The 20149-nt window shown below is 64.5% G+C and carries 20 protein-coding genes; 11 read left to right on the plus strand and 9 right to left on the minus strand.

The features are described from left to right. Positions 1–2111 (plus strand): ATP-dependent DNA helicase RecG (gene recG, locus DY926_RS15265; protein ID WP_241503258.1); only part of this gene is annotated, 2111 nt, incomplete at its 5' end. Here recG and acuR read toward each other — a convergent pair. Then, a complete protein-coding gene (gene acuR, locus DY926_RS15270) occupies positions 2050–2781 on the minus strand; it encodes an acrylate utilization transcriptional regulator AcuR (protein ID WP_241503259.1) in 732 nt (243 codons plus the stop codon). The two genes, recG and acuR, sit on opposite strands and share 62 nt — an antisense overlap. Before the next feature lie 375 nt (positions 2782–3156). Between acuR and DY926_RS18030 the strand changes: the two genes are divergently transcribed. After that, entirely contained in the window at positions 3157–3840 is a 684-nt protein-coding gene (locus tag DY926_RS18030) for a cold-shock protein (RefSeq protein WP_116704151.1), read from the plus strand. Between the two features lie 236 nt (positions 3841–4076). On the opposite strand, the gene smpB is transcribed toward DY926_RS18030, so the two are convergent. The 4 genes from smpB to DY926_RS15300 form a co-directional block, all read right to left on the minus strand. Then, a complete protein-coding gene (gene smpB / locus DY926_RS15285; RefSeq protein WP_116704152.1) occupies positions 4077–4574 on the minus strand; it encodes an SsrA-binding protein SmpB in 498 nt (165 codons plus the stop codon). A 4-nt stretch (positions 4575–4578) separates the two neighbouring features. Continuing rightward, positions 4579–5457 (minus strand): 4-hydroxy-tetrahydrodipicolinate synthase, encoded by an 879-nt coding sequence (gene dapA / locus DY926_RS15290; RefSeq protein WP_116704153.1) that lies wholly within the window; start codon positions 5455–5457, stop codon positions 4579–4581. 124 nt (positions 5458–5581) lie between these two features. Then, positions 5582–6427 (minus strand): prephenate dehydratase, encoded by an 846-nt coding sequence (locus tag DY926_RS15295; protein WP_116704154.1) that lies wholly within the window; start codon positions 6425–6427, stop codon positions 5582–5584. Further along, entirely contained in the window at positions 6424–7179 is a 756-nt protein-coding gene (locus DY926_RS15300) for a 3-deoxy-manno-octulosonate cytidylyltransferase (protein WP_116704155.1), read from the minus strand. The genes DY926_RS15295 and DY926_RS15300 overlap by 4 nt, the downstream gene beginning before the upstream one ends. Before the next feature lie 138 nt (positions 7180–7317). Between DY926_RS15300 and DY926_RS15305 the strand changes: the two genes are divergently transcribed. The 4 genes from DY926_RS15305 to DY926_RS15320 all read left to right on the plus strand — a co-directional run bounded on the left by DY926_RS15305 (position 7318) and on the right by DY926_RS15320 (position 10739). After that, positions 7318–7821: a c-type cytochrome gene (locus DY926_RS15305; RefSeq protein ID WP_116704156.1), complete on the plus strand. Its 504-nt coding sequence runs from the start codon at positions 7318–7320 to the stop codon at positions 7819–7821. Next, the gene (locus DY926_RS15310) at positions 7821–8636 is read left to right on the plus strand and encodes an inositol monophosphatase family protein (RefSeq protein WP_116704157.1); all 816 of its coding nucleotides are present in this window, start codon (positions 7821–7823) and stop codon (positions 8634–8636) included. The genes DY926_RS15305 and DY926_RS15310 overlap by 1 nt, the downstream gene beginning before the upstream one ends. An 86-nt stretch (positions 8637–8722) precedes the next feature. Next, positions 8723–9988, plus strand: a complete 1266-nt coding sequence (serA, locus tag DY926_RS15315) for a phosphoglycerate dehydrogenase (RefSeq protein WP_116704158.1) — start codon at positions 8723–8725, stop codon at positions 9986–9988. A 244-nt stretch (positions 9989–10232) separates the two neighbouring features. After that, on the plus strand, positions 10233–10739 hold the full coding sequence (locus DY926_RS15320) for a hypothetical protein (protein ID WP_116704159.1): 507 nt from the start codon (positions 10233–10235) through the stop codon (positions 10737–10739). Between the two features lie 25 nt (positions 10740–10764). Here DY926_RS15320 and DY926_RS15325 read toward each other — a convergent pair whose 3' ends face one another. Next, positions 10765–12123, minus strand: coding sequence for an MATE family efflux transporter (locus DY926_RS15325; RefSeq protein WP_116704177.1), 1359 nt, complete (start codon positions 12121–12123; stop codon positions 10765–10767). A gap of 171 nt (positions 12124–12294) precedes the next feature. Between DY926_RS15325 and DY926_RS15330 the strand changes: the two genes are divergently transcribed. The 3 genes from DY926_RS15330 to DY926_RS15340 all read left to right on the plus strand — a co-directional run bounded on the left by DY926_RS15330 (position 12295) and on the right by DY926_RS15340 (position 16321). After that, entirely contained in the window at positions 12295–13449 is a 1155-nt protein-coding gene (locus DY926_RS15330) for a restriction endonuclease subunit S (protein ID WP_116704160.1), read from the plus strand. Positions 13450–13548: 99 nt separating this feature from the next. Continuing rightward, on the plus strand, positions 13549–14601 hold the full coding sequence (locus tag DY926_RS15335; protein WP_116704161.1) for an AI-2E family transporter: 1053 nt from the start codon (positions 13549–13551) through the stop codon (positions 14599–14601). After that, positions 14588–16321, plus strand: a complete 1734-nt coding sequence (locus tag DY926_RS15340) for a class I SAM-dependent DNA methyltransferase (protein ID WP_241503260.1) — start codon at positions 14588–14590, stop codon at positions 16319–16321. Before DY926_RS15335 ends, DY926_RS15340 begins: the two co-directional genes overlap by 14 nt. A 2-nt stretch (positions 16322–16323) precedes the next feature. On the opposite strand, the gene mtnK is transcribed toward DY926_RS15340, so the two are convergent. Beyond that, complete coding sequence (gene mtnK / locus DY926_RS15345) at positions 16324–17556, minus strand: S-methyl-5-thioribose kinase (protein ID WP_116704163.1); 1233 nt, start codon at positions 17554–17556, stop codon at positions 16324–16326. A 158-nt stretch (positions 17557–17714) separates the two neighbouring features. Between mtnK and bfr the strand changes: the two genes are divergently transcribed. After that, entirely contained in the window at positions 17715–18200 is a 486-nt protein-coding gene (gene bfr, locus DY926_RS15350; RefSeq protein WP_025813287.1) for a bacterioferritin, read from the plus strand. Between the two features lie 82 nt (positions 18201–18282). Here the strand turns inward: bfr and DY926_RS15355 are convergent, their stop codons facing one another. After that, the gene (locus DY926_RS15355; protein WP_241503261.1) at positions 18283–18903 is read right to left on the minus strand and encodes a hypothetical protein; all 621 of its coding nucleotides are present in this window, start codon (positions 18901–18903) and stop codon (positions 18283–18285) included. Positions 18904–19074: 171 nt separating this feature from the next. On the opposite strand from DY926_RS15355, the gene DY926_RS15360 reads away from it, so the two are divergent. Next, positions 19075–19518, plus strand: a complete 444-nt coding sequence (locus DY926_RS15360) for a Fur family transcriptional regulator (RefSeq protein WP_116704178.1) — start codon at positions 19075–19077, stop codon at positions 19516–19518. A gap of 58 nt (positions 19519–19576) precedes the next feature. On the opposite strand, the gene DY926_RS15365 is transcribed toward DY926_RS15360, so the two are convergent. Continuing rightward, on the minus strand, positions 19577–19924 hold the full coding sequence (locus DY926_RS15365; RefSeq protein WP_116704165.1) for a hypothetical protein: 348 nt from the start codon (positions 19922–19924) through the stop codon (positions 19577–19579). Positions 19925–20149: the final 225 nt, after the last annotated feature.

The raw sequence follows: 20149 nt of genomic DNA on the forward strand, positions 1-20149 counted from the left end.
CCCCCACCCTCCTTGCCCCGCTGCTTGCCGGTGTCGAGAGCCTGAAGGGTGTCCGGCCCGCCACGGCGCGGCTGCTGGCGCGCGCGGCTTCCGGCCCGCGTGTGATCGACCTGCTGTTCCACCTGCCGGAATCATTGGTGGACCGGCGTTACCGCCCGACCCTGCGCGCGGCGGAAACGGGGCGTATCTGTACGCTTCATGTCACGGTCACGCGCATCACGCCGCCCCCACCCGGCGGCGCGCGTGGCAGGCGGCCGTGGCGGGTGTTGGTCAGTGACGGCACGGGGGAAGCGGAGCTTGTCTTTTTCTCGCCCCATCAGGCCCGCAGGCTGGAGGCCGGGCAGGAGATATGCGTATCAGGCATGCTGGAGCGTTTTGGCGACCGGCTGAACATGGCCCACCCGGACCACCTTGTCCCCGCCGCGCGTGCGGGGGAAATCCCGCTGCTTGATCCCGTCTGGCCGCTTACGGCGGGGCTGTTCCCCGGTCAGGTGCGTGCGGCCATACGGGCGGCGTTCGATATTTTTCCCGCCCTGCCCGAATGGCAGGATGCGAGCGTGCTGGCGTCGCGCAAATGGCCGGGTTTCGAGCAGGCGCTGCGCACGCTGCACCGGCCATGCGATTTTCCTGAACTGCTGGAGGGCGATGCGCTGGTGGGCGCGTCCGAACGCGCGCGGGCGCGGCTGGCGTGTGATGACCTGCTGGCCCAGCAGGTTTCCATGGCGCAGGCGCGCAGGCTCAACCGCCTGCGGCCGGGGCGCGCCATCGTGCCCGATGGCAGCCTGCGTGGCGTGGCCCTGTCGCGCTTCGGGCATGAACCGACCACGGCGCAGGTCCGCGCACTGGCGGAAATAGATGCCGACCTTGCCGCACCACGGCAGATGACCCGGCTGCTGCAGGGTGATGTCGGGGCAGGCAAGACGCTGGTGGCACTTCTGGCCATGCTGGGCGCGGTGGAGGCCGGGCATCAGGCAGCCCTGATGGCGCCGACCGAGATACTGGCCCGCCAGCATCTGGCCACCTTCACCAGACTTTCCCCCGTGCCGGTCGCCTTCCTGAGCGGCAGCGTGAAGGGAAAAGCCCGGCGTGAGGCGCTGGCCATGATTGCCGATGGCACGGCGCGGCTGGTCATCGGCACACATGCCCTGTTTCAGGAACGGGTGGTCTTTGCCGATCTGGCACTGGCCGTGATTGACGAGCAGCACCGCTTCGGCGTGGAGCAGCGCGCCATGTTGGGTGAGAAAGGCCCGCAGACGGACGTGCTGGTCATGACCGCAACCCCCATCCCGCGCAGCCTCCTGCTGACGCAGTGGGGGGACATGCTGGTCAGTCGGCTGGACGTAAAGCCCGCGGGGCGCAAGCCGGTGCGGACCTCGCTGCATGCGCTGTCGGCCATGGGGGACCTGCTGGTGGGCATGGAACGCGCGCTGGCGCGGGGCGCGCGGATTTTCTGGGTCTGTCCGCTGGTCAGTGAAAGCGAGACCTGCGACATCGCCGCTGCCGAGGCCCGGCATGCCGCCCTGGCCGCGCATTTCGGGGCCGAAAGCGTGGGTCTTGCCCACGGGCAGCAGGATATTGCGGTGCGTGAGCAGGCCATTGCCGATTTCGCGGCGGGAAAGACCCGTATTCTCGTGGCGACAACGGTGATCGAGGTGGGCGTGGACATACCCGATGCTACGGTCATGATTATTGAACATGCCGAGCGTTTTGGCCTGGCCCAGTTGCACCAGCTACGTGGGCGCGTGGGGCGTGGGCAGGCTGAATCCTACTGCCTGCTGCTGCATGACAGCGCGCTGGGCCAGACCGCGCGGCGCAGGCTTGCGCTGCTGCGGGAGACGGATGACGGGTTTCTCATTGCCGATGAGGATTTCCGCCTGCGCGGTGGCGGCGACCTGACCGGGCGGCGGCAGTCCGGCATGCCGGACCTGCGGCTGGCCAGCCCGCTGCATGTGGACATGCTGCTGCGGCTTGCGGCGCAGGATGCGCGGCGCATTGTCGATACCCCGCAGCGCGATGCCTCACCCGCGCTGCGGGCGCGCAGGCCGGCGGTCAGGCTCCTGCTGGACCTTTTCTCGCGTGCGCAGGCGGTGCGGGCGATACGGGCGGGGTAGTCTCGGTCATTTCTGGCGCCGCCACGCCCATCAGCGCCGCCGCCTGCGCGAAAAAGAAGGTGGCGAACAGGTCAATCGCCTGTGGCCCGTGTTCCACCCGCGCGCGCAGCACCGCCCCTTCCCACCCTATCCAGAAATGGCGGGCCAGCCGGTGGCAGAGCTGCTTCTGCGCGGTGGTTGGCGGTGCGTCGTACGCGCCCAGCAGGCAATCCGCCACGCGCTGTTCCCAGCCCTGCAGAATCGCGCAGAGCTGGATGTTGAACGATTCGGGCAGGATATCGATTTCATGGCCGAGATTGCCGATCAAGCACCCCCGGCGGAAAGCGTGGCGCTGCATGCCCGCACGTGCGTCATGGACGAAATTCAGCAGTCGCTGGAGCGGCGGGAGCGCACCATCGGTCAGCCAGCGTTCGATCCGGGCGTTGAAATAGCTGGCGTAACTCTCGATCAGGATCTGGCCGAAAGCCTGCTTGCTGTCGAAGCAGGCGTAAAAAGAGCCTTTTGAAATTCCGGTGGCGTTGAGCACGTCATCAACGCGGGTGGCGGAAAAGCCCTTTTCGGTCAGCAGTTCCACACCCGCACGCACCAGCATCGCCCGTGTGCCCTCTGGTGCGCGGGCTGTCTTGGGCGGGCGACCACGACCACGGCGCGGGGGCGATGTATCAGACATTGCACGATATTCTTACCAGCTGGAACGCATGTAACGCGGAACGCCCTTCCCATAATGTGTGTCAGTCGCAAAATGCAAGATTAATTGCTGAATTTAATTTGCAGCTTTTCCCATCAGCCCGCCGTGATCCCCCGCTCACAAAACTGTTCATATGTGAGAATTCTTGTGCAACCAACGGCGGGAATATGCTTTGGTGTTGTTGATGCCGATGCGATTTATGCTAGGGTCACCGCAGGACGGAGAATGTTATCCTGAGCCGGGCCGCCTAAACCACGGTAAACGCCAGAAAGGCTGATCTCCATCCTGCAAACGTGCTTTCATTCGGTGGTGTTCCCGCAGGGGATATCCGCCACCTAGACCTCGGGATTACGACCGTTGAGAAGTAACAGGACCGACCGCAGCTCCCGCTCCCCGCGCCGCGGCGGATTTGACGATGATTTCATGTCATCGCCTTCATTTGGTGATCGCGGCGCCCCGCCGCCCCGCCGTTCCTTTGGTGGCGGAGGTGCCGGTCCCCAGATCGTCGCATCCGGCCCGGAGATTGGCGCCACCGTAAAGTGGTTCAACAGCGAGAAGGGCTTCGGCTTTGTCGAGCTGTCCGACGGATCGGGCGACGTGTTCCTGCACGCCAATGCCCTGAACCCGACCGGACATGCCACGGTAGCGCCGGGCACCACGCTGGTGGTGCAGATTGGCCAGGGCCCCAAAGGTCGTCAGGTCGCGGCTGTCCTTTCCGTTGACGAGAGCACAGCCCAGCCCGAGCGCCCGCGCGGTGGTTTCGGTGCCGGTGCGCCCGGCCCGCGTGGCGGCTTCTCCCGCTCCGGTCGTCCCGCCCCTGACCTGTCGCACGCGCAGGACATGCGTGGCACGGTCAAGTGGTACAACGCCACCAAGGGCTTCGGCTTCATCACGCCCGAAAACGGCGGCAAGGACATTTTCGTCCACGCTTCCGCGCTGGAACGCTCGGGCCTGTCCGGCCTGACGGAAGGCCAGACGGCAAACGTGCAGGTTGTGGAAGGCCAGAAAGGCCCCGAAGCAGCTGCCCTGTCGGTGGACTGATTTCGCGCTCCCCTTCCCCACCCGGGGAAGGATGAACGGATAAAGGAACAGGGCCGTCCCGGTTGGGATGGCCCTGTTTTTTATTGCGTACTGCCTTTTTACCAGAAGCTGGTTCAGTCAGCGCCCTGTTGGAAAATGATAAAAGTTTCTGGATGCCGCCCTTTTTCAAAAAGGCGGCGTTCTCTGAAGCTGTTTGAAAAAAGCCTCACCAAAAATTTTTGCCAGTCTGAGCGTGGTTAATATTCGCGGCCCTTGCTGCGCAGCAGGCGGGCCTTGTCCCGCTGCCAGTCACGCTCGGCTATGGCATGGCGCTTGTCGGCCTTCTTGCGGCCTTCACCCACGCCAAGCGTCAGCTTGGCCAGGCCCCGGCTGTTGAAGTGGATGTCCAGCGGCACAAGGGTTACGCCATCGCGTGCGACTTCACCAAGCAGTTTGTCGAGCTGTTTTTTATGCAGCAGCAGCTTGCGCGGCGCGCGCGGTTCGAATCGGGACAGCACGCCGCCCTGATATTCGGGGATGTAGCTGTTGATCAGCCACAGTTCGCCATTGCGCTCTCCGGCATAGGCTTCGTTTATGGTGGCACGCCCCATGCGCAGGCTTTTGACTTCCGGCCCCTTCAGCACCAGTCCGGCCTCCACCGTTTCCACGATGGTGTAATTGAAGCGGCCCTTGCGGTTCTGCGCGGCGATCCCTGTCGAAATCATGCCGCTGCCGCCCTTGCTTTTGGGTGCCATGGGCTTAATCCAGCAGCCCGACGGCGGAAAGCGCGGCCTTGACCTTTTCCCGGCCCGCATCACTGAGCGGGGCCAGCGGCAGGCGGCATGTCTCCCCCATAAGCCCCAGCACGCTTGCGGCGAACTTGACCGGCACGGGGTTGCTTTCACAGAACAGGGCGTCATGCAGCGGCAGCAGGCGGTCCTGCAGTTCCATGGCTTCCATAGTGTTGCCGTCCGTCCAGCTCTGCTGCACCTGCGCGCACAGCGCGGGGGCGACGTTGGCGGTCACGCTTATGCAGCCATCGCCACCGGCGGCCAGGAACGAGACGGCGGTGCCGTCCTCGCCAGATATCTGGTTGAACGGCTTTTTCACCGCCCGGCGCACCAGCAGCGGGCGCAGCAGGTTGGCGGTGGAATCCTTGACCCCGATGATGTTGGGGTGCTGCGCCAGGCGCGCCATCGTCTCGACCGATATGTCAATGACCGACCGGCCCGGGATGTTGTACAGGATGACGGGGATGCTGATGGCGTCGGCCACCGCCATGAAGTGGCGGTACACCCCCTCCTGCGTCGGCTTGTTGTAATAGGGGGTGACGACCAGCACGCCCGATGCCCCGGCCTGTTCCGCCCGCTTCGCCATGGCCACGGCCTCGGCAGTGCTGTTGGAGCCCGCCCCGGCTATGACCGGCACGCGCCCCGCCACCGATTTTATGGTGAACTCCACCACTTTTTCATGTTCGTCATGCGTCAGTGTCGGGCTCTCGCCCGTGGTGCCGACCGGGACCACGGCGGACGTGCCCTGCTGGACCTGCCAGTCGATAAAGCGGCTCATGGAGGGCAGATCCAGTGATCCGTCCTCGTTCATGGGTGTGATAAGGGCGGTAATGGAACCCTTGAACATGGTTGTTTCCACCTGGATCGTGTGTCCTGCTACGCATGTGCCGGGGGCAGCACATGCTTATATGCCTGTATATGGTACTTATACAGGCTGCGGCACAGGGGGCAAAATCTGGCCGCAGCCCTGCTCAGCCCGCCTGCCGGAAGGGAGACCCGGGATAGACGCCCAGTATCTCCTGCTGTTCCGAAAAGAATGAAAGTTCCCGCAGCGCCTCGGCCAGTGGCGGGGCCTCGGGGTGGCCCTCCACATCCATCAGGAACTGCGTGGCGGAGAATGACCCCTCCAGCATGTAGCTCTCCAGCCGGGTCATGTTTACGCCTGATGTGGCAAAGCCGCCCAGCGCCTTGTACAGCGCGCCGGGCTGGTTGTTGACACGGAACAGCAGCGTGGTCAGGAACCCCGGCGCAGGCGGCGGCAGTTCAGCCGGTTTGCGTGACGCGATGTAGAAGCGCGTGGTGTTATGGGCCGCGTCTTCCACATTGCGGCGCAGGATTTCAAGGCCGTTGAGTTCCGCCGCCAGCGCGGAGGCCACGGCCACATCTTCCTTGCGGTTCCAGGCCCGCACCATCTCGGCAGCGCCTGCGGTATCGAACTCCACCACCGGCTCCAGCCCGAGTTCAGCGATGATGCCGCGCACCTGCGCCATTGCAACGGGGTGGGTATGCACCCGCCGCGCATCGGCCAGCGTGCTGCCCGGCACGCCCAGCAGGCAGTGCTCCACGCGCTGGAAATGTTCCCCCACAATGAAAAGCCCCGCCTGCGGCAGCAGGGCGTGGATGTCGGGCACGCGGCCCGCAAGGCTGTTCTCACATGCCAGCATGGCCAGTTCGGCACGCCCGTCATGCACGGCGGCAATGGCCTGCCCGAAGGTCTGGCATGGCAGGGTTGCCCAGCCGGGGCGGGCCTGCCTGCATGCCAGGTCCGAATAGGCCCCCGGCATGCCCTGGAAGGCGATAATGCCAGCGCCGCTCATGCCATCGCTTCCATTAGGGTGCGGGCGCGTTCCAGGTCGGCTGGTGTGTCCACGCCAAACGGCGCGCTGGCAATGCGCGCGCAGCCAATGGTCATGCCAGCCTCCAGCGCGCGTAGCTGTTCAAGTTTTTCACGTTTTTCCAGATCACTTTCAGGCAGGCCGACAAAGCGGGCCAGTGCCGCGCGGCGGTAGGCGTATATGCCCACATGGTGCCATAGCTGCCCCTGCCCCCACGGTATGGGCATGCGTGAAAAATAGAGCGCGCGGGCTGTGTGCGCCATTTCCCCCGCCGCGTCCTGACCAAAAGCGCAGGCGACCTTGACCACGGATTCAGCCGTGGCCTCGGCCCTGTCCACCACGGGGGCGACAAGGGTTGCGATATCAAGGCTGCCGTCATCAGCCAGCGGGCGCAGCACGGCCCGCAGGCTGGCGGGGTCCACTCCCGGCAGGTCACCCTGCAGGTTGATGACGGTGTCATACATGCCTGCCGGGTCCAGTTTCTGGAGCGCGTGCCAGATGCGGTCGGAACCGGAAGGCAGGTCCGGGTCGGTCAGGATGGCGGTGCCACCCGCGCGTTCTACAACGGTGGCAATTTCCTGCTCGGCGGTGGCGACCGCCACGGGGCCGATACTGGCCGTGCGGGCGCGGTCGAGCACATGCACGATCATGGGGCGTCCGGCTATGTCGGCCAGCGGTTTTCCCGGCAGCCGGGTCGAGGCCATCCGGGCCGGAATCAGAACAATGGGCTTCATGGGATCTGGGTCTGGGCCATCCGTAATCTGTGCGGCGGCAGGGGCCGTCCGCCGCCCGGCATGCTTCACACAGGGCGCGCGGCAGTCTAGGTAAGGAGCGGTTTTCATGCAACCGTATGGGAAGGACACCGAAATTCCATGAACAGCGCCAGCCTTAACCAGATCGGGGCGGCCTGCCTCATTGCCGCACTGGCGGTAGGGGCAAGCTGGGGTGTCGCCCATACGGCGGTGCCCGAACCGCAGCCAGCCCGGCCCGGCGTCGCCATTCCCCACCCGGCGGCCCCGGCGGGTGCCTCGATTGATGATCTGGTGGCGAAGGCCAGCGTCGAAAAGGGCCACGCCATTGCCGACCGGCAATGCAGCATGTGCCACAGCCTCGCCCCGCATGGCCCCGCCATTATCGGGCCGGACCTGTTTGGCGTGTTCGGCACGCATGTGGGTGACATTCCGGGCTATGAATTCTCCGAGGCGCTGAAGGCGCACAAGGACGAGACATGGACCAACGCCACCCTGTCCGCCTGGCTGACCGCCCCGTCCGATTACGCGCCGGGCACCAAGATGTCCTTTCCGGGCATTGCGTCGGAAACGGATCGGGCGGATGTGATCGCCTATCTGCGCTCCCTGCATGAGGAGACGCCCTGATGCCCGCCCTGCCCGCCGGTTTCCCGCGTGATGCCGTGCTGGAGGCCGCCATGGCGGCGGCTGACGTGGCGCGCACGGTCGTGCTGCCGTTCTTCCGCCGGGGTGTTGGCGCCGATGACAAGCATGACAGCAGCCCCGTAACCATAGCCGACCGCACGGCGGAACGCGCGATTCGGGCCGTGCTGTCCGAGCGCCTGCCCGGTTTTGGCGTGATGGGGGAGGAATTCGGCCTTGAGGGTGGTGAAAGCCCCTATCGCTGGGTGATCGACCCGGTGGACGGCACGCGGGCCTTCCTGACCGGGCGGCCGACCTTCGGCACGCTGATCGCCCTGCTGCATGAAGGCGTGCCGCTGCTGGGCGTGATCGACCAGCCGGTTACGGGTGAGCGGTGGATCGGCCTGCGGGGCGAGCCGACACGCTTTGTCTCGACCATTACGGGGCAGATCGGCACGCGGCGCTGCGGTGACGTGGCACGCGCCGAGCTTTCATGCACCGCGCCGGAAATACTCGATGCGCCGCACCGGCCCGGCTTTGACGCGCTGGCGGGCGCGGTCAAACGGACAAGCTGGGGCGGTGACTGTTATGCCTACGGGCTGCTGGCGCTGGGGCAGATTGACATCATTGCCGAATGTACAATGAAAATATGGGACTGGGCCGCCCTTGTGCCGGTGGTGGAGGGCGCAGGCGGCTCCATGACCGACTGGGCCGGCCAGCCATTGCGCGCCGATGGTGACGGCACCGTCCTGGCGCTGGGGGATGCCGGGCTTCTGTCCCGCGTAAGCACCCTGCTTGCCGCGCCCGTTGGCGCGGGCTAAATGCCTATTCACATTTTCTCTAGCGATGGCGTGGGCGATCGGATAGGGACGAGCCACCTTGACCGTACAGAGCGGGAGCGTACGATATGACCAGTCATTCCAACGGCCACCTTTCCCTTCCCAAGGACAAGATCCGTATCCTGCTGCTTGAGGGCATTCACGACAGCGCCGTGAACCTGCTGAAGGAAAACGGATACGAGAACGTCACGCGCCTGAAAACGGCGCTGGAGGGCGAGGCCCTGCAAAAGGCGCTGGAAGGCGTGCATATTGTGGGTATCCGCTCACGCACGCAGCTGACGCGCGAAGTGATTGAAAAGGCCGACCGCCTGATCGCGATTGGCTGCTTCTGCATCGGTACCAACCAGGTGGACCTGAACGCTGCGCGTGAGGCGGGTATTCCCGTGTTCAACGCGCCCTACAGCAACACGCGTTCCGTGGCCGAACTGGTCATGGGCGAGATCGTGATGCTGATGCGCCGCATCTTCCCCAAATCCGAGGAATGCCATGCGGGCGTGTGGAAGAAATCCGCCACCAATAGCTGGGAAGTGCGCGGCAAGACGCTGGGTATCGTGGGCTATGGCTCCATCGGTTCACAGCTTTCCGTGCTGGCCGAAGCATTCGGCATGCGCGTGTTCTACTATGATGTGATTGACAAGCTGGTCCATGGTAACGCCACGCCGGTCGATACGCTGGAAAACCTGCTGGCCCAGAGCGACGTGGTCAGCCTGCACGTGCCCCAGACGCCCCAGACCAAGGGCATGATCGGGGAAGCCCAGATCCGCGCGATGAAGAAGGGCTCCTTCCTCATCAACAACGCACGCGGCAACGTGGTGGACCTCGACGCGCTGGCGGCGGCCCTGAAGGACGGCCACCTGCTGGGGGCTGCGATCGACGTGTTCCCCAAGGAGCCCAAGCAGGCCGGTGAAGCGCTCGAGACCCCGCTGCGTGGGCTGGATAACGTCATCCTGACCCCGCATATCGGTGGCTCCACGGCGGAGGCGCAGGAGCGCATCGGCGTGGAAGTGGCGCGCAAGCTGGTGGAATATTCCGATATCGGCTCCACGCTGGGTGCGGTGAACTTTCCCACCGTGCAGCTTCCCGAAAACCCGCACGGCACGCGCTTCATGCATGTGCACAAGAACGTGCCGGGCATCATGCTCCAGATCAACGAAATCTTCTCCTCCGAATCCTGCAACATCACCGCGCAGTACCTGCAGACGGCGGGAGAGCTGGGTTACGTTGTGGTCGAGGCCGATACCGGCCGCGATGTGGAGAAGGACAACCGTATCCTTGACCGCCTGCGTGGCCTCAACGGCACGCTGCGTGCGCGCCTGCTCTACAAGCAGGTGTAAGCGGTCTTTTCAGGTTGTGGAAAAGGGGGGCATGTCCGGCGGGCGTGCCCCCTTTTTTGTCCTGCGTTTTATCCGGTGCTGCGCGGGCGTGGGAACATGGCTCTCCGGTGCGCTTCATGCTAAGTATGGGATAGGCGTACCGTGAGGTTTCCAGTACGCCATATGGCGGCATACGGGCCGGAAATAGTTAATTTTCAGGGTTTTATAGAGTGCGCGGTGATGTGGGCCTTCACGGGGGCGACCTGTGATCTGGGGTGATTTCCAGGCGGTGATCCAGCTTTCTGCCGGTCTGAATGTCGCCATTCTCAGTTTTGTCGATATCAGCCTGCCTGCGATCAAGGAACGCAGGCGTGTTTTCGCCAAGGCCCGGCAGGAACTTGAACTGCATCGTGGCGGAACCGAACACCAGCACCCTGATGATGCCGAGGCCTATGCGGCGGCGGTGCAGGAAATGGACCGCAAGCTGTTCATGCTATGGCAGGAATCCTCGACCTTCATCCGTGAGGAGGAATCCCTCATCCGCTCCACCGGCGTGCTGGGCGTGTTCGGTGCGGTGCTGAGCCTGGGGTTGCTGTGGTACTCCGCTGAGCACTATAGCGGCGAGATCTCGCTCATGGGGCGGCTGCTGATCGTCCTGTCCTTCTGCTCGCTGCTCGGGGCCTTCCTGATCAATTTCATGACCGCGTCACAGGCGGGCGTGTTCACCAAGAAATGCAACACGATCCGCGAGGAAATGCACAAGCGCCTGTAGTGCCGGGCTGCCGGGTGCTGTGCGCTCAGGGCGTGGACTGGCGGCGCATGCGCCACATGATGCGCGTGCCATGCAGCACGAACACCGCCACCAACCCGGTCCCGATGCCGTACCACAGCCCTGTTGGCCCCATGCCGCGATGGAACGCCAGGTACACCCCGGTGGGAAACCCCACGCCCCAATAACCCAGAATGGCCAGTACCATCGGGATGGCGGTATCCCCCTGCCCGCGCAGGATGCCGGTGGCCACGACCTGTACCGCATCCGCACTCTGGAACGCGGCCCCCACCAGCAGCAGGCTCAGCGCCATGCGTATGGCGGCGGCGTTATCGGGCAGCGCCATGTCCAGATAGAAACTGATGATGTGGTAACGCCCCAGCGCCAGCACCGCCGTGGTGACGCAGGCCAGCACGACGCCCAGAATCATGCCCGCCCATGCGGTGCGGCGGACCATGGCGGGATCGCCACGCCCCGTCCAGTAACCGATGCGGATGTTGCATGCCTGCCCCAGCGCCAGATACAGCACGAAGCACTGCATGCCGATGCCCAGCATGATCTGGAACGCCGCCAGCGCACTGTTGCCAAGGCGCGCGGCCTCAAGGCTGTTGGCCTGGAACAGTGTCACCTCCGCCATTGCGGCGGCCAGCATGGGCAGGCCGGTGCGCAGCAACTGCAGCGTATGCCCCCAGTCATGGGCGCGCGGGCGTAGCGCGGTGCGCAGTTCGGGCCTGCGGGCCATGAACCCGAGCATGATGGCCGGTATGCACCATAGCGTGATGACCGTAGCGATGGCCGAGCCATGCAGCCCCAGCGTGGGCAGCCCGAACCACCCATGGATGAGGGTCGCGTTGAACACGCCATTGACCACCGCGATGACCGGCATGACGCGCATGAGTATGCCCTGCGCCCCCATGACCGGCAGCGCCGTGGTCAGGATGCCCTGCCCCAGCAGCGCGGGCGGCACGGCCCACATCAGAATGCGGATGAAATCGGTCACTGGTGCGCGGATCGCCTCGGGTTCGTCCATCCACACCAGCAGCGTGTCCACATGCGCAAGGCAGTACAGTTCCGGCACGCATAACAGCAGCGCCACCACCAGCATGGACGTGATGATCGTGCCAAGGCTGGCATGGTCCTGCCGCCCGCGCGCCTGTGCCAGCAATATGCCGCCTGCCTCGATCACGGCGGCAAGGATGGCCGTAAGCGTGAAGAACGTGCCGGTGGCCAGCCCGCCAATGGCCAGCGCCGTCGCACCCAGGCTGCCCAGCAGCACATCATCGGTCAGGCCCATCAGCATCTGGGCAAACTGTGACAGGCCCATTGGCCCAGCAATGGCAAGAAGCGAACGGAATTCGGCCCGGAACGGCTTGGTCTGAGGTGTCATGAAACCCTGTTGCTGCCCATGACCCGACATGGAGCCATGACAATGCACCCGTGGCGGTATGGCGCGGATGCGTTGCGTGCAGGGGTTTATACTACTTCATCGCGCCCGGCCAGTCGGGGTTGCGCCAGTTCATGCCTCGACCACGGGGTTGCGCGTGCGTAAAAGGGCGGGATGACAGCGTGCTGGCCCACTGCCCCGCTTGGCGCACTTGTGGCGTGTCTCGACGCCCGCCGCGTGCCGCTCAACCGCGCCCGGCGCGCACGGCGGCCGGGGCCGGTGCCCTATTACGGGGCCAGCGGTATTATCGGCCATGTGGATGAAGCCCTGTTCGACGGGCCGCTTGTCCTGCTGGGTGAGGACAGCGCGCCCTTTCTCGACCCGATGCGTGATGTCGCGTTTTTTCATGATGGCCCCCTGTGGGCGGGCAATCATGTGCATGTGCTGCGGCCACGCCCGCATGTGGATGGGCGTTTTCTTGTCCACGCGCTCAATACGCTGGACTACGCGCCGTATGTGGAGGGTACGACCCGCCCCAAGCTGGTCCGCGCACGCATGAACGACCTGCCCGTGCCCTGCCCTCCCCTGGACCAGCAGCGAAAGATTGCCGATGCTCTGGATCAGGCGCTGCGCCGGATTGGCCGGCAGCTTGGTGAACTGGCCCATCAGGCCGGACTGGCGCGGGAGCGCGAGGAAGCGGAGATCCTGCATGCCCTTTCCGCAGCACGGGCGGATGGTGGCATCCGGCCCCTTGGTGCGACGTTCAGCATTACGGGCGGGGGCACGCCATCCACATCCCGCCCTGAATACTGGGGCCGCGATGTGGCGTGGATCACGCCTGCCGATCTGCCCGCAGGGCCGCCTGCGTGGGTAAGCCATGGCGCGCGTGGCCTGTCATTCATGGGGCTTGCAGCCTGCCGGGCCACGTTGGTTACCGCTTGTGCGCTGGTCATTTCAACCCGCGCGCCGGTGGGGCGTGTGGGCATGGGGGCCGGGCCACTGGCCGTAAGTCAGGGGTGCAAGGTGCTGGTGCCACGCGGGCAGGATGTGGACCTGTGCTATGCTGCGCTCGCACTCCATGCGGCGGGGCCGGAACTGCGCCGCCGCGCGGGGGGCAGCGTGTTTCCCGAGGTTGATACCGCAACCCTTTCATCGCTGGAGATATGCCTGCCGCCACTGCACACCCAGCGTGCGGTGGCGCGGGGCATAACGGAACTGCTGGCGGGCTTGCGGGAACAGGACTGCGCGCGTGACCGGTTGGCATCGGTGCTGCGGGAATATCGTGTCGCGATCCGCCGTGCCGCCATGGACGGGCACCTGCCTGCGTAAACGGGCGCGGATACTTTCTACACCATCTCTTTACGCTCTGCTGTCATAACGGTTTGTTAAGTGACGTGCAGTGCACCAGAAAAGGAACAGGACAGCCATATGGATGAAAACCGGAGCCGGACCCAGTACATCGGGACATTTATATTCGTATGCGCGGTTCTGCTGTTTTCCGCATGGATTGAACAGTCATTCCTGTTTGCGTTTGTGTGGGGCGGGATACTGAGCATCACGACCTATCCGCTCCATCGCCGGCTGACCGGGCGTGGCATGGGCACGCGGATGGCGGCCGGGCTGATTGCATCGGGCATATTCGCGCTGCTGGCCGTGCCCATGATCGCCATGGCGGTCCGGGCCGGGATGGAAGTGCCCTCGCTCATGGCATGGGGGCGTGACGCGCTGCATGAAGGGATTCCCGTCTCGCCGCAGGTTGAGGAAATTCCCCGCTTCGGTTCGCGCCTTTCGGCATTGTGGCAACGCTACCTGTCGGACCCTGATGAACTGCGGCACTGGACCGGCGTGGCCTCGCGCATGTTCGCCACCAGCGATGGGCGGGCACTGCCGCACCGGGTTATGGAAATGACGGAAACCTTCGTCATCGCCACGCTGTCCGTCTATTTCTTTCTGGCCGCGTCACAGGCGCTGGCTTCGGACATCCGCGCCGTGGGCCGCCGCTTTCTGGGCGACCGGGCGGGTGATGTCATCTACAACACCGTGGGCGCGGTGCGCGGCACGGTTGCGGGTCTGGTGCTGGTGGGGCTGGGCCAGGGCGTGCTGGTGGGGGCTGGCTATTTCATTGCCGGAACGCCCCACCCTGCCCTGCTGACACTGCTGACGGCGGTGGTCAGTGTCATTCCCTTCTGCGGGCCGGTCCTGCTCTGCGCCACCGTACTCATGACATTTGCGACGAATGGCATGATGCAGGCCATTATCGTGGGGGTGATCGGCACCATTGCCTATGGCGTGGGGGATCATTTTGTCCGGCCCAAGCTTATTAGCGGCAGCACCAGCATCCCGTTTCTGGCGGTGCTGACGGCCATTCTGGGGGGGCTGCATGTATTTGGCCTGCTGGGGCTGTTCATCGGCCCGGCGGTCATTGCGGTCGCCCTGTCGCTATGGCGCACGGCGGCGGAGGAAGAGCGTGCCACGCGCTAGCGTGGAAACACCGGGTTCCCTGCTGTCCTCCGCCGGTATCTGGCGTATTGCCGACCTGCTGCGCGGCAGGGTGCAGCCTGCGGAATACGGGCCGGTCATCCTGGCCTTTACCGTGCTGCGCCGGATGGAACAGGCACGCGTGCGCCCGGTGATGACGCTGGCGGCGGTCAGTCAGGCCCCGGACAGGCTGGTGGCCCTTGAAACCCTTCTGTCCCGCCTGCCCTCCGCCGTGCGGGACATCATGGCGCAGCTTGAACTGCTACCCATGGCCCACCGTCTGGCACGCGCGGGTGTGCTGGAGGGCGTGGTGGCCCACTTCGCGGGGCTGGACCTTTCTCCCCGGCGTCATGGCAGTGAGGCCATGGCGCGACTGTTCGAGGAACTGGTCCATCATTTTACCCAAAGCCGGGGAACCGGCGCGCATTATACCCCGCCGGAGGTCACGGACCTCATGGCCGACCTTGTTTTCGCACCCGATACGGCAGGCACGCGCCACGACCTGTATGACCCTGCCGCCGGTACCGGCGCATTACTGGGGCGGGCGGCGGACCGGGTTGGCGCGTGTGGCGTGGATGTGCGCCTGTTCGGTCAGGAACTGAGCGTGCAGTCCTGCGCCCTGTGCCGCGCCGACCTGCTGCTGCGCGGCCAGAAGCCGCATGACATCGTGCATGGTGATACCCTGCTGGCTGATGGACATGCGGGGCGGCGCTTTGCCCGCATGCTGGCCAACCCTCCGTTCGGGCTGGACTGGCGGCATATCCGCGATGCGATACGGGCGGAACATGGGCGTGGCGCTGCCGGGCGGTTTGCCCCCGGCCTGCCCCGGGTGTCGGACGGGTCCATGCTGTTCATGCTGCATCTGCTGGCCAAAATGCGCGCCCCCCGGCATGGGGGCGCGCGTGTGGGGCTTGTAACCCATGCGGCGGCCCTGTGCGGTGGCGGGGCGGAAACGGGAGAGTCCGCCATCCGGCGCTATCTGGTGGATCATGACCTGATTGATACGGTCATTGCCCTGCCCACGGACATGTTCATCAATACCGGGATCGCCACCTATATATGGATACTCGATAACAACAGGCCCGCCGCGCGCAGGGGAAAGGTCCATCTGGTGGACGCATCCCCCCTGTGGCGGCGGACACCGCGCAGCAGCGGTGAAAAGCGCCGTGAAATGACCCCCGCGCACCTTGTCACCATCGTAAGGGCCTGCATGGCGGCGGATGAGATGGATATTGCCCTGCAGGAGGATGCAGATGGTGCGGCCATGGCATGGTCCCTGCTGCCGCGCGACATGCCGGAAGGGCAATGGCCCCGCGAGGGGGAGATGGAAGCGCAATCCCCTCCTCACTCTGGCACGGCAGTACGGGATGCTACCGCCAGTGCGGATGGGTGGACTCGCCGGGCCGGTTTTTCACGCATCGTGGCGGGGCGGGATTTTCTCTACCGCAGTCTGGTAGTCGAACATCCGGCAGGCGAAGGCCCTCCGGCCCGCACGGTTTTTACAATAGGCATGAATCAGGACCCGCAGGCTTGGTTCGCCAGCATGGTCCAGCCCCATGACCCCACGGCACGGCTGGACATGACGCGCGCGGCCGTGGGTTGCGCCATTTCATTTCCACGCTATTTCCACCGGCCCGCGCAGGTGCGTCCGCTGAACGATATCGTGGCGGACATGCGCCGCTCCATGGCGCGGCTTGCCGCACTCATGCCCGGGGAGGAGTGATCTTACAGCCCCACTTTTTCTTGCTCGCCCAGATGGCGCAGGAAGTCGCCCAGCGTGCGGATCTGTGCCGTGTGGTCGAGTATGTAATAGGCAAAGGCCAGCGCCCCCGCGCGGCAGGCCCCGCGCTGGCGTGGGTCGGCAATGACATCGAAATCCGCCGTGTGGGCATAGCCGATGATGCGGCGGATGACCTCGGCCGCCGCGAAGCCCATGGTATCAGCCTCGATTTCCTCAAGGAAGGCAAGCTGCGCCGTATGCGCGGCGGGGCCATAGGCCAGTGGGCGCAATGTGCCAGCGGGTGGGGCCTCATCACGGTTCCATAGCGTCAGGAACTGCGCGTGAAAGCAGGTCCAGAACGCGGCGATGTCACGTATGGTGGCCGACCGTGCCGTGGCATCGGGCGTTGCGAAATAATGCAGCACCAGATTGCCGACAAACATGCCGCAATCAAACCCGATGGGGCCGTACAGGGCGAATTCGCCATCTATCACGCGGGTATCATCGGCCTTGGTCATGATCGAGCCGGTATGCAGGTCCCCATGCAGCAGCGCCTGCGGCTGTGACAGGAAGCGTCGGCGCAGGTTCTCGACCGCAAGCAGCGTGGGCGCGCTGGAGCGGATGTCCAGCACCAGTGGCGTCAGTTCCGGTTCATCCCAGTTATTGCGCGGGTGATCGCGGTACGGATGATCGAAGACGAGATCGAGCGTGATGCGTGTCAGCGTGACATTGCGTGCGAAATCGCGTCGGGCGGCGAAAACATCCTCGAACGGCAGGGCAAGCAGCGATGTGCCGAAGGTCGCGTGGGCGATGAAGGTGCCGATGCGCGGCGCGACATCGGGCCAGTCCACCCCGCGCATGAGGGCACTGCGGTACACCGTATGGCCGGACAGGCTTTCCACGATCAGGACATGCAGTACGGGGTCGAAATGCAGAAATTCCGTGGTCAGCCCGCCCACCAGCGGCCGGACCGCGCGCAGCCATTCACTCTCGAAATACGTGCGGTCCAGTGGCATCTTCCATGTCGGGTCCACACGGACATAGGGCAGCGACTGCTTGAGGCAGACCTCGCCCGTCGGGCCGCCCACGATGAAGACATTGTTCAGGTTGCCATCGCTGACCTCATGCACCCGCCACAGGTCAGGTGTGCCGCCAAGGCGCCCGGCCACCACCGGCACGCCCGAGATCAGGCTGCGGATGCCTGCCGCGTCCAGCGTGTGATAGGTGCTTTCGGTCATGTCGTTTTTTCCAGCCATGCGCCGTGGTGGCCGCCCGTGGCGCAACCGGGGTACGGTTGCGCAGGAACGGTGGATATGCGACGCTTCCGTATATTTGTCCCGCGGAGGATTATACACGAATCCGGAGTGGCAAAAAGGCAGGTTTAGGAACGACAGTCATGATCAAAGATCCGAAGGTCATTGAACATCTCAACACCCAGCTTACGAACGAGCTGACGGCCATCAACCAGTATTACCTGCATGCCCGCACCCTGCGCCACTGGGGCGTGACCCTGCTGGGCAAGAAGGAATACGAGGAATCCATCGAGGAAATGCGCCACGCCGACTGGCTGATCGAGCGCATCCTGTATCTGGGTGGCCTGCCCAACGTCCAGCGCTACAACCAGATCCTGGTGGGCGAGAATGTTGAGGAAATCCTCAAATGCGACCTGAAGCTGGAAGAAAAGGCGATCGGTGACCTGCGTGAAGGCATCGCCTATTGTGAAAGCGTGCGCGATTACGTCTCGCGTGATCTGCTGCTCAAGATCCTGGTGAATGAGGAAGAGCATGAAGACTTCCTTGACCGCCAGTTCGACCTGATCAAGCAGATCGGCATTGAACGCTACATCAAGCTCAACTCCGCCCCCGCGCCGGACCAGGAATAACCTTTCCGGCATCTGCCGGTTGCGGCAGGTATCTTAATACCATCATGCACGGGGCCGGATCATTTTCCGGCCCCGTTGTTTTTTATGCCCCATGGGCATGCGGGGCAGCCCCGCTGTTGGGCCACATGATGCGGGCCGCCGCCATGTCGGCATCGCGCCAGCGCATTGCCGCAAGGCAGCCCGCGCCCACGGGCTGCGTGTGCGTCACCGGTACGGATGTGGGGTTTGTGCCGACACTTTCACTCCGTTGCCCCTGCGTCCAGCGCAGGCGCGGCACGGGCGCGCGGCCCGCGGTTTCGGTATTCATGCTCCGGCGCGGAAGCCAGTAGCCCGCGCCGGCCATGCAGGCCCCAAGCTGGGTAATGGCGGCGGCAAAGGGCGAGAGCACGTGATGATGCGCGAAAATGGGCCGCAACATGCTGCGTACCTCCGCCTCGCGCCCTTCCTGCGCGGCGGCGGCAGCAGCAAGGAAGCGGTTTTCCGTACGGGTCAGCCGGGTTGCGTTACAGATCGCCACATCCACCGGATCGCACTGATATGTCCGCAGTCGCGTCAGCGCCATGTTGAAGGCGCGGGCGACAATGGCGAAATCCGCCCGGAAACAGGGCAAGGCCCATCCCGGCATGGCGGATGTTGCGCCGCCGCCACTCAGGCGACGTACGCACCAGACCAGCAGGCGTTCGCTGCACGAGAGATCATTCATGAAAACTGTCGTGTCGGTCATCATCCGATCGGGCCATGGCGTGGCCCGCTCCCTGTTGTGTCAGTGAGACCGTATTAATGAGAAGGATTATCAATTGCAATTAAAATCGCCATGGCGGCCCATATATCCCTACTGGACCCCGGCAGACTGTTTGGATTACGTTACATCGCAATGAAAGATGTGACCTGCCCCGATTCTCCGCTTGCGGATCTGTGCCGTCAGCGTGGCCTGAAGCTGACCGGCCAGCGCCGCACCATTGCGTTTGTCCTGTCCGATAGCGACGACCACCCGGATGTGGAGGAGCTTTACCGCCGCGCCGTGGCGGTGGACCCGCGCATCTCCATTGCCACGGTGTACCGCACCGTCCGCCTGTTTGAGGAAAATGGAATCCTCCAGCGCCGCGACTTCGGCGGGGGCCGCGCGCGCTATGAGGTGGCGGATGGGGAACACAGCGATCACTATCATCTGATCGACGCCAGCACCGGCAAGGTGATCGAATTCGAAAATGCCGAACTGAACGCGCTGCTGGACAGCATCGTGCGTGAAAAGGGCTACGACCTGGTCACCACGCGCCTGTCCATTGTCGGGCGCAGGAAGGCGGGCGGGGAAGACTGATCCCCGCCATATGACAGGGCACGGCCGCCCTGCCCTGCCCCGCTGCTGCGGGCATGTATCAGCCCTGTTCTTCCGGTGGGGCCATCCAGTTGGGGTGGCGTCGCTCGATCCATTCCAGCATCCGTGCGCTGACCCGGCGCAGGAACGGCACGTCCTCGGCCAGCAGGATGATGCCCAGCGGCAGCATCCACAGCCCCAGTATGGGCAGGAAGCCCAGAATCCCACCCACAACCAGCGCGCTGCCCAGAATTCCGCGTAACCATATATGCCCCGGCTGAAGCAGCCAGCGCATGGCCTGCTCGCCACGCGCTGGCAACCGCCTGAGCAACCGCTCCAGCCGCTGGCGGCGCAGGTGTTCGGCCTGGGCAGGCACTACGGACGGGGTGGTGGTCGTGGGATCGTTCATGTTCAGGACATGGGGTGGCCGTCATCATGCCGCAATAGGCGTGCATGAGCATGAGCGGACCCGATGCCGGTCATGGCTGTGCGGGATGCAGGCATCCCGTTCCCTGCTCTGGCGTTGGGGCTGTGTATATTCCATCTTTCCCGGCGCGGGACACCATGCGCGGGTCTGGCGGAACGGGTTTGCGGGTGGACGCCCCGTAGGCCTGCTTGTATGGGAATTTGTCAG

Source organism: Komagataeibacter melaceti, assembly GCF_003403295.1.
Classification (GTDB): domain Bacteria; phylum Pseudomonadota; class Alphaproteobacteria; order Acetobacterales; family Acetobacteraceae; genus Komagataeibacter; species Komagataeibacter melaceti.

Coding starts and splice junctions, on each gene's coding strand:
- acuR (WP_241503259.1), bottom strand. CDS start 2,781: ATGTCTGATACATCGCCCCCGCGCCGTGGTCGTGGTCGCCCGCCCAAG.
- smpB (WP_116704152.1), bottom strand. CDS start 4,574: ATGGCACCCAAAAGCAAGGGCGGCAGCGGCATGATTTCGACAGGGATC.
- dapA (WP_116704153.1), bottom strand. CDS start 5,457: ATGTTCAAGGGTTCCATTACCGCCCTTATCACACCCATGAACGAGGAC.
- DY926_RS15295 (WP_116704154.1), bottom strand. CDS start 6,427: ATGAGCGGCGCTGGCATTATCGCCTTCCAGGGCATGCCGGGGGCCTAT.
- DY926_RS15300 (WP_116704155.1), bottom strand. CDS start 7,179: ATGAAGCCCATTGTTCTGATTCCGGCCCGGATGGCCTCGACCCGGCTG.
- DY926_RS15305 (WP_116704156.1), top strand. CDS start 7,318: ATGAACAGCGCCAGCCTTAACCAGATCGGGGCGGCCTGCCTCATTGCC.
- DY926_RS15310 (WP_116704157.1), top strand. CDS start 7,821: ATGCCCGCCCTGCCCGCCGGTTTCCCGCGTGATGCCGTGCTGGAGGCC.
- serA (WP_116704158.1), top strand. CDS start 8,723: ATGACCAGTCATTCCAACGGCCACCTTTCCCTTCCCAAGGACAAGATC.
- DY926_RS15325 (WP_116704177.1), bottom strand. CDS start 12,123: ATGACACCTCAGACCAAGCCGTTCCGGGCCGAATTCCGTTCGCTTCTT.
- DY926_RS15330 (WP_116704160.1), top strand. CDS start 12,295: ATGACAGCGTGCTGGCCCACTGCCCCGCTTGGCGCACTTGTGGCGTGT.
- DY926_RS15335 (WP_116704161.1), top strand. CDS start 13,549: ATGGATGAAAACCGGAGCCGGACCCAGTACATCGGGACATTTATATTC.
- mtnK (WP_116704163.1), bottom strand. CDS start 17,556: ATGACCGAAAGCACCTATCACACGCTGGACGCGGCAGGCATCCGCAGC.
- bfr (WP_025813287.1), top strand. CDS start 17,715: ATGATCAAAGATCCGAAGGTCATTGAACATCTCAACACCCAGCTTACG.
- DY926_RS15355 (WP_241503261.1), bottom strand. CDS start 18,903: ATGAATGATCTCTCGTGCAGCGAACGCCTGCTGGTCTGGTGCGTACGT.
- DY926_RS15360 (WP_116704178.1), top strand. CDS start 19,075: ATGAAAGATGTGACCTGCCCCGATTCTCCGCTTGCGGATCTGTGCCGT.
- DY926_RS15365 (WP_116704165.1), bottom strand. CDS start 19,924: ATGAACGATCCCACGACCACCACCCCGTCCGTAGTGCCTGCCCAGGCC.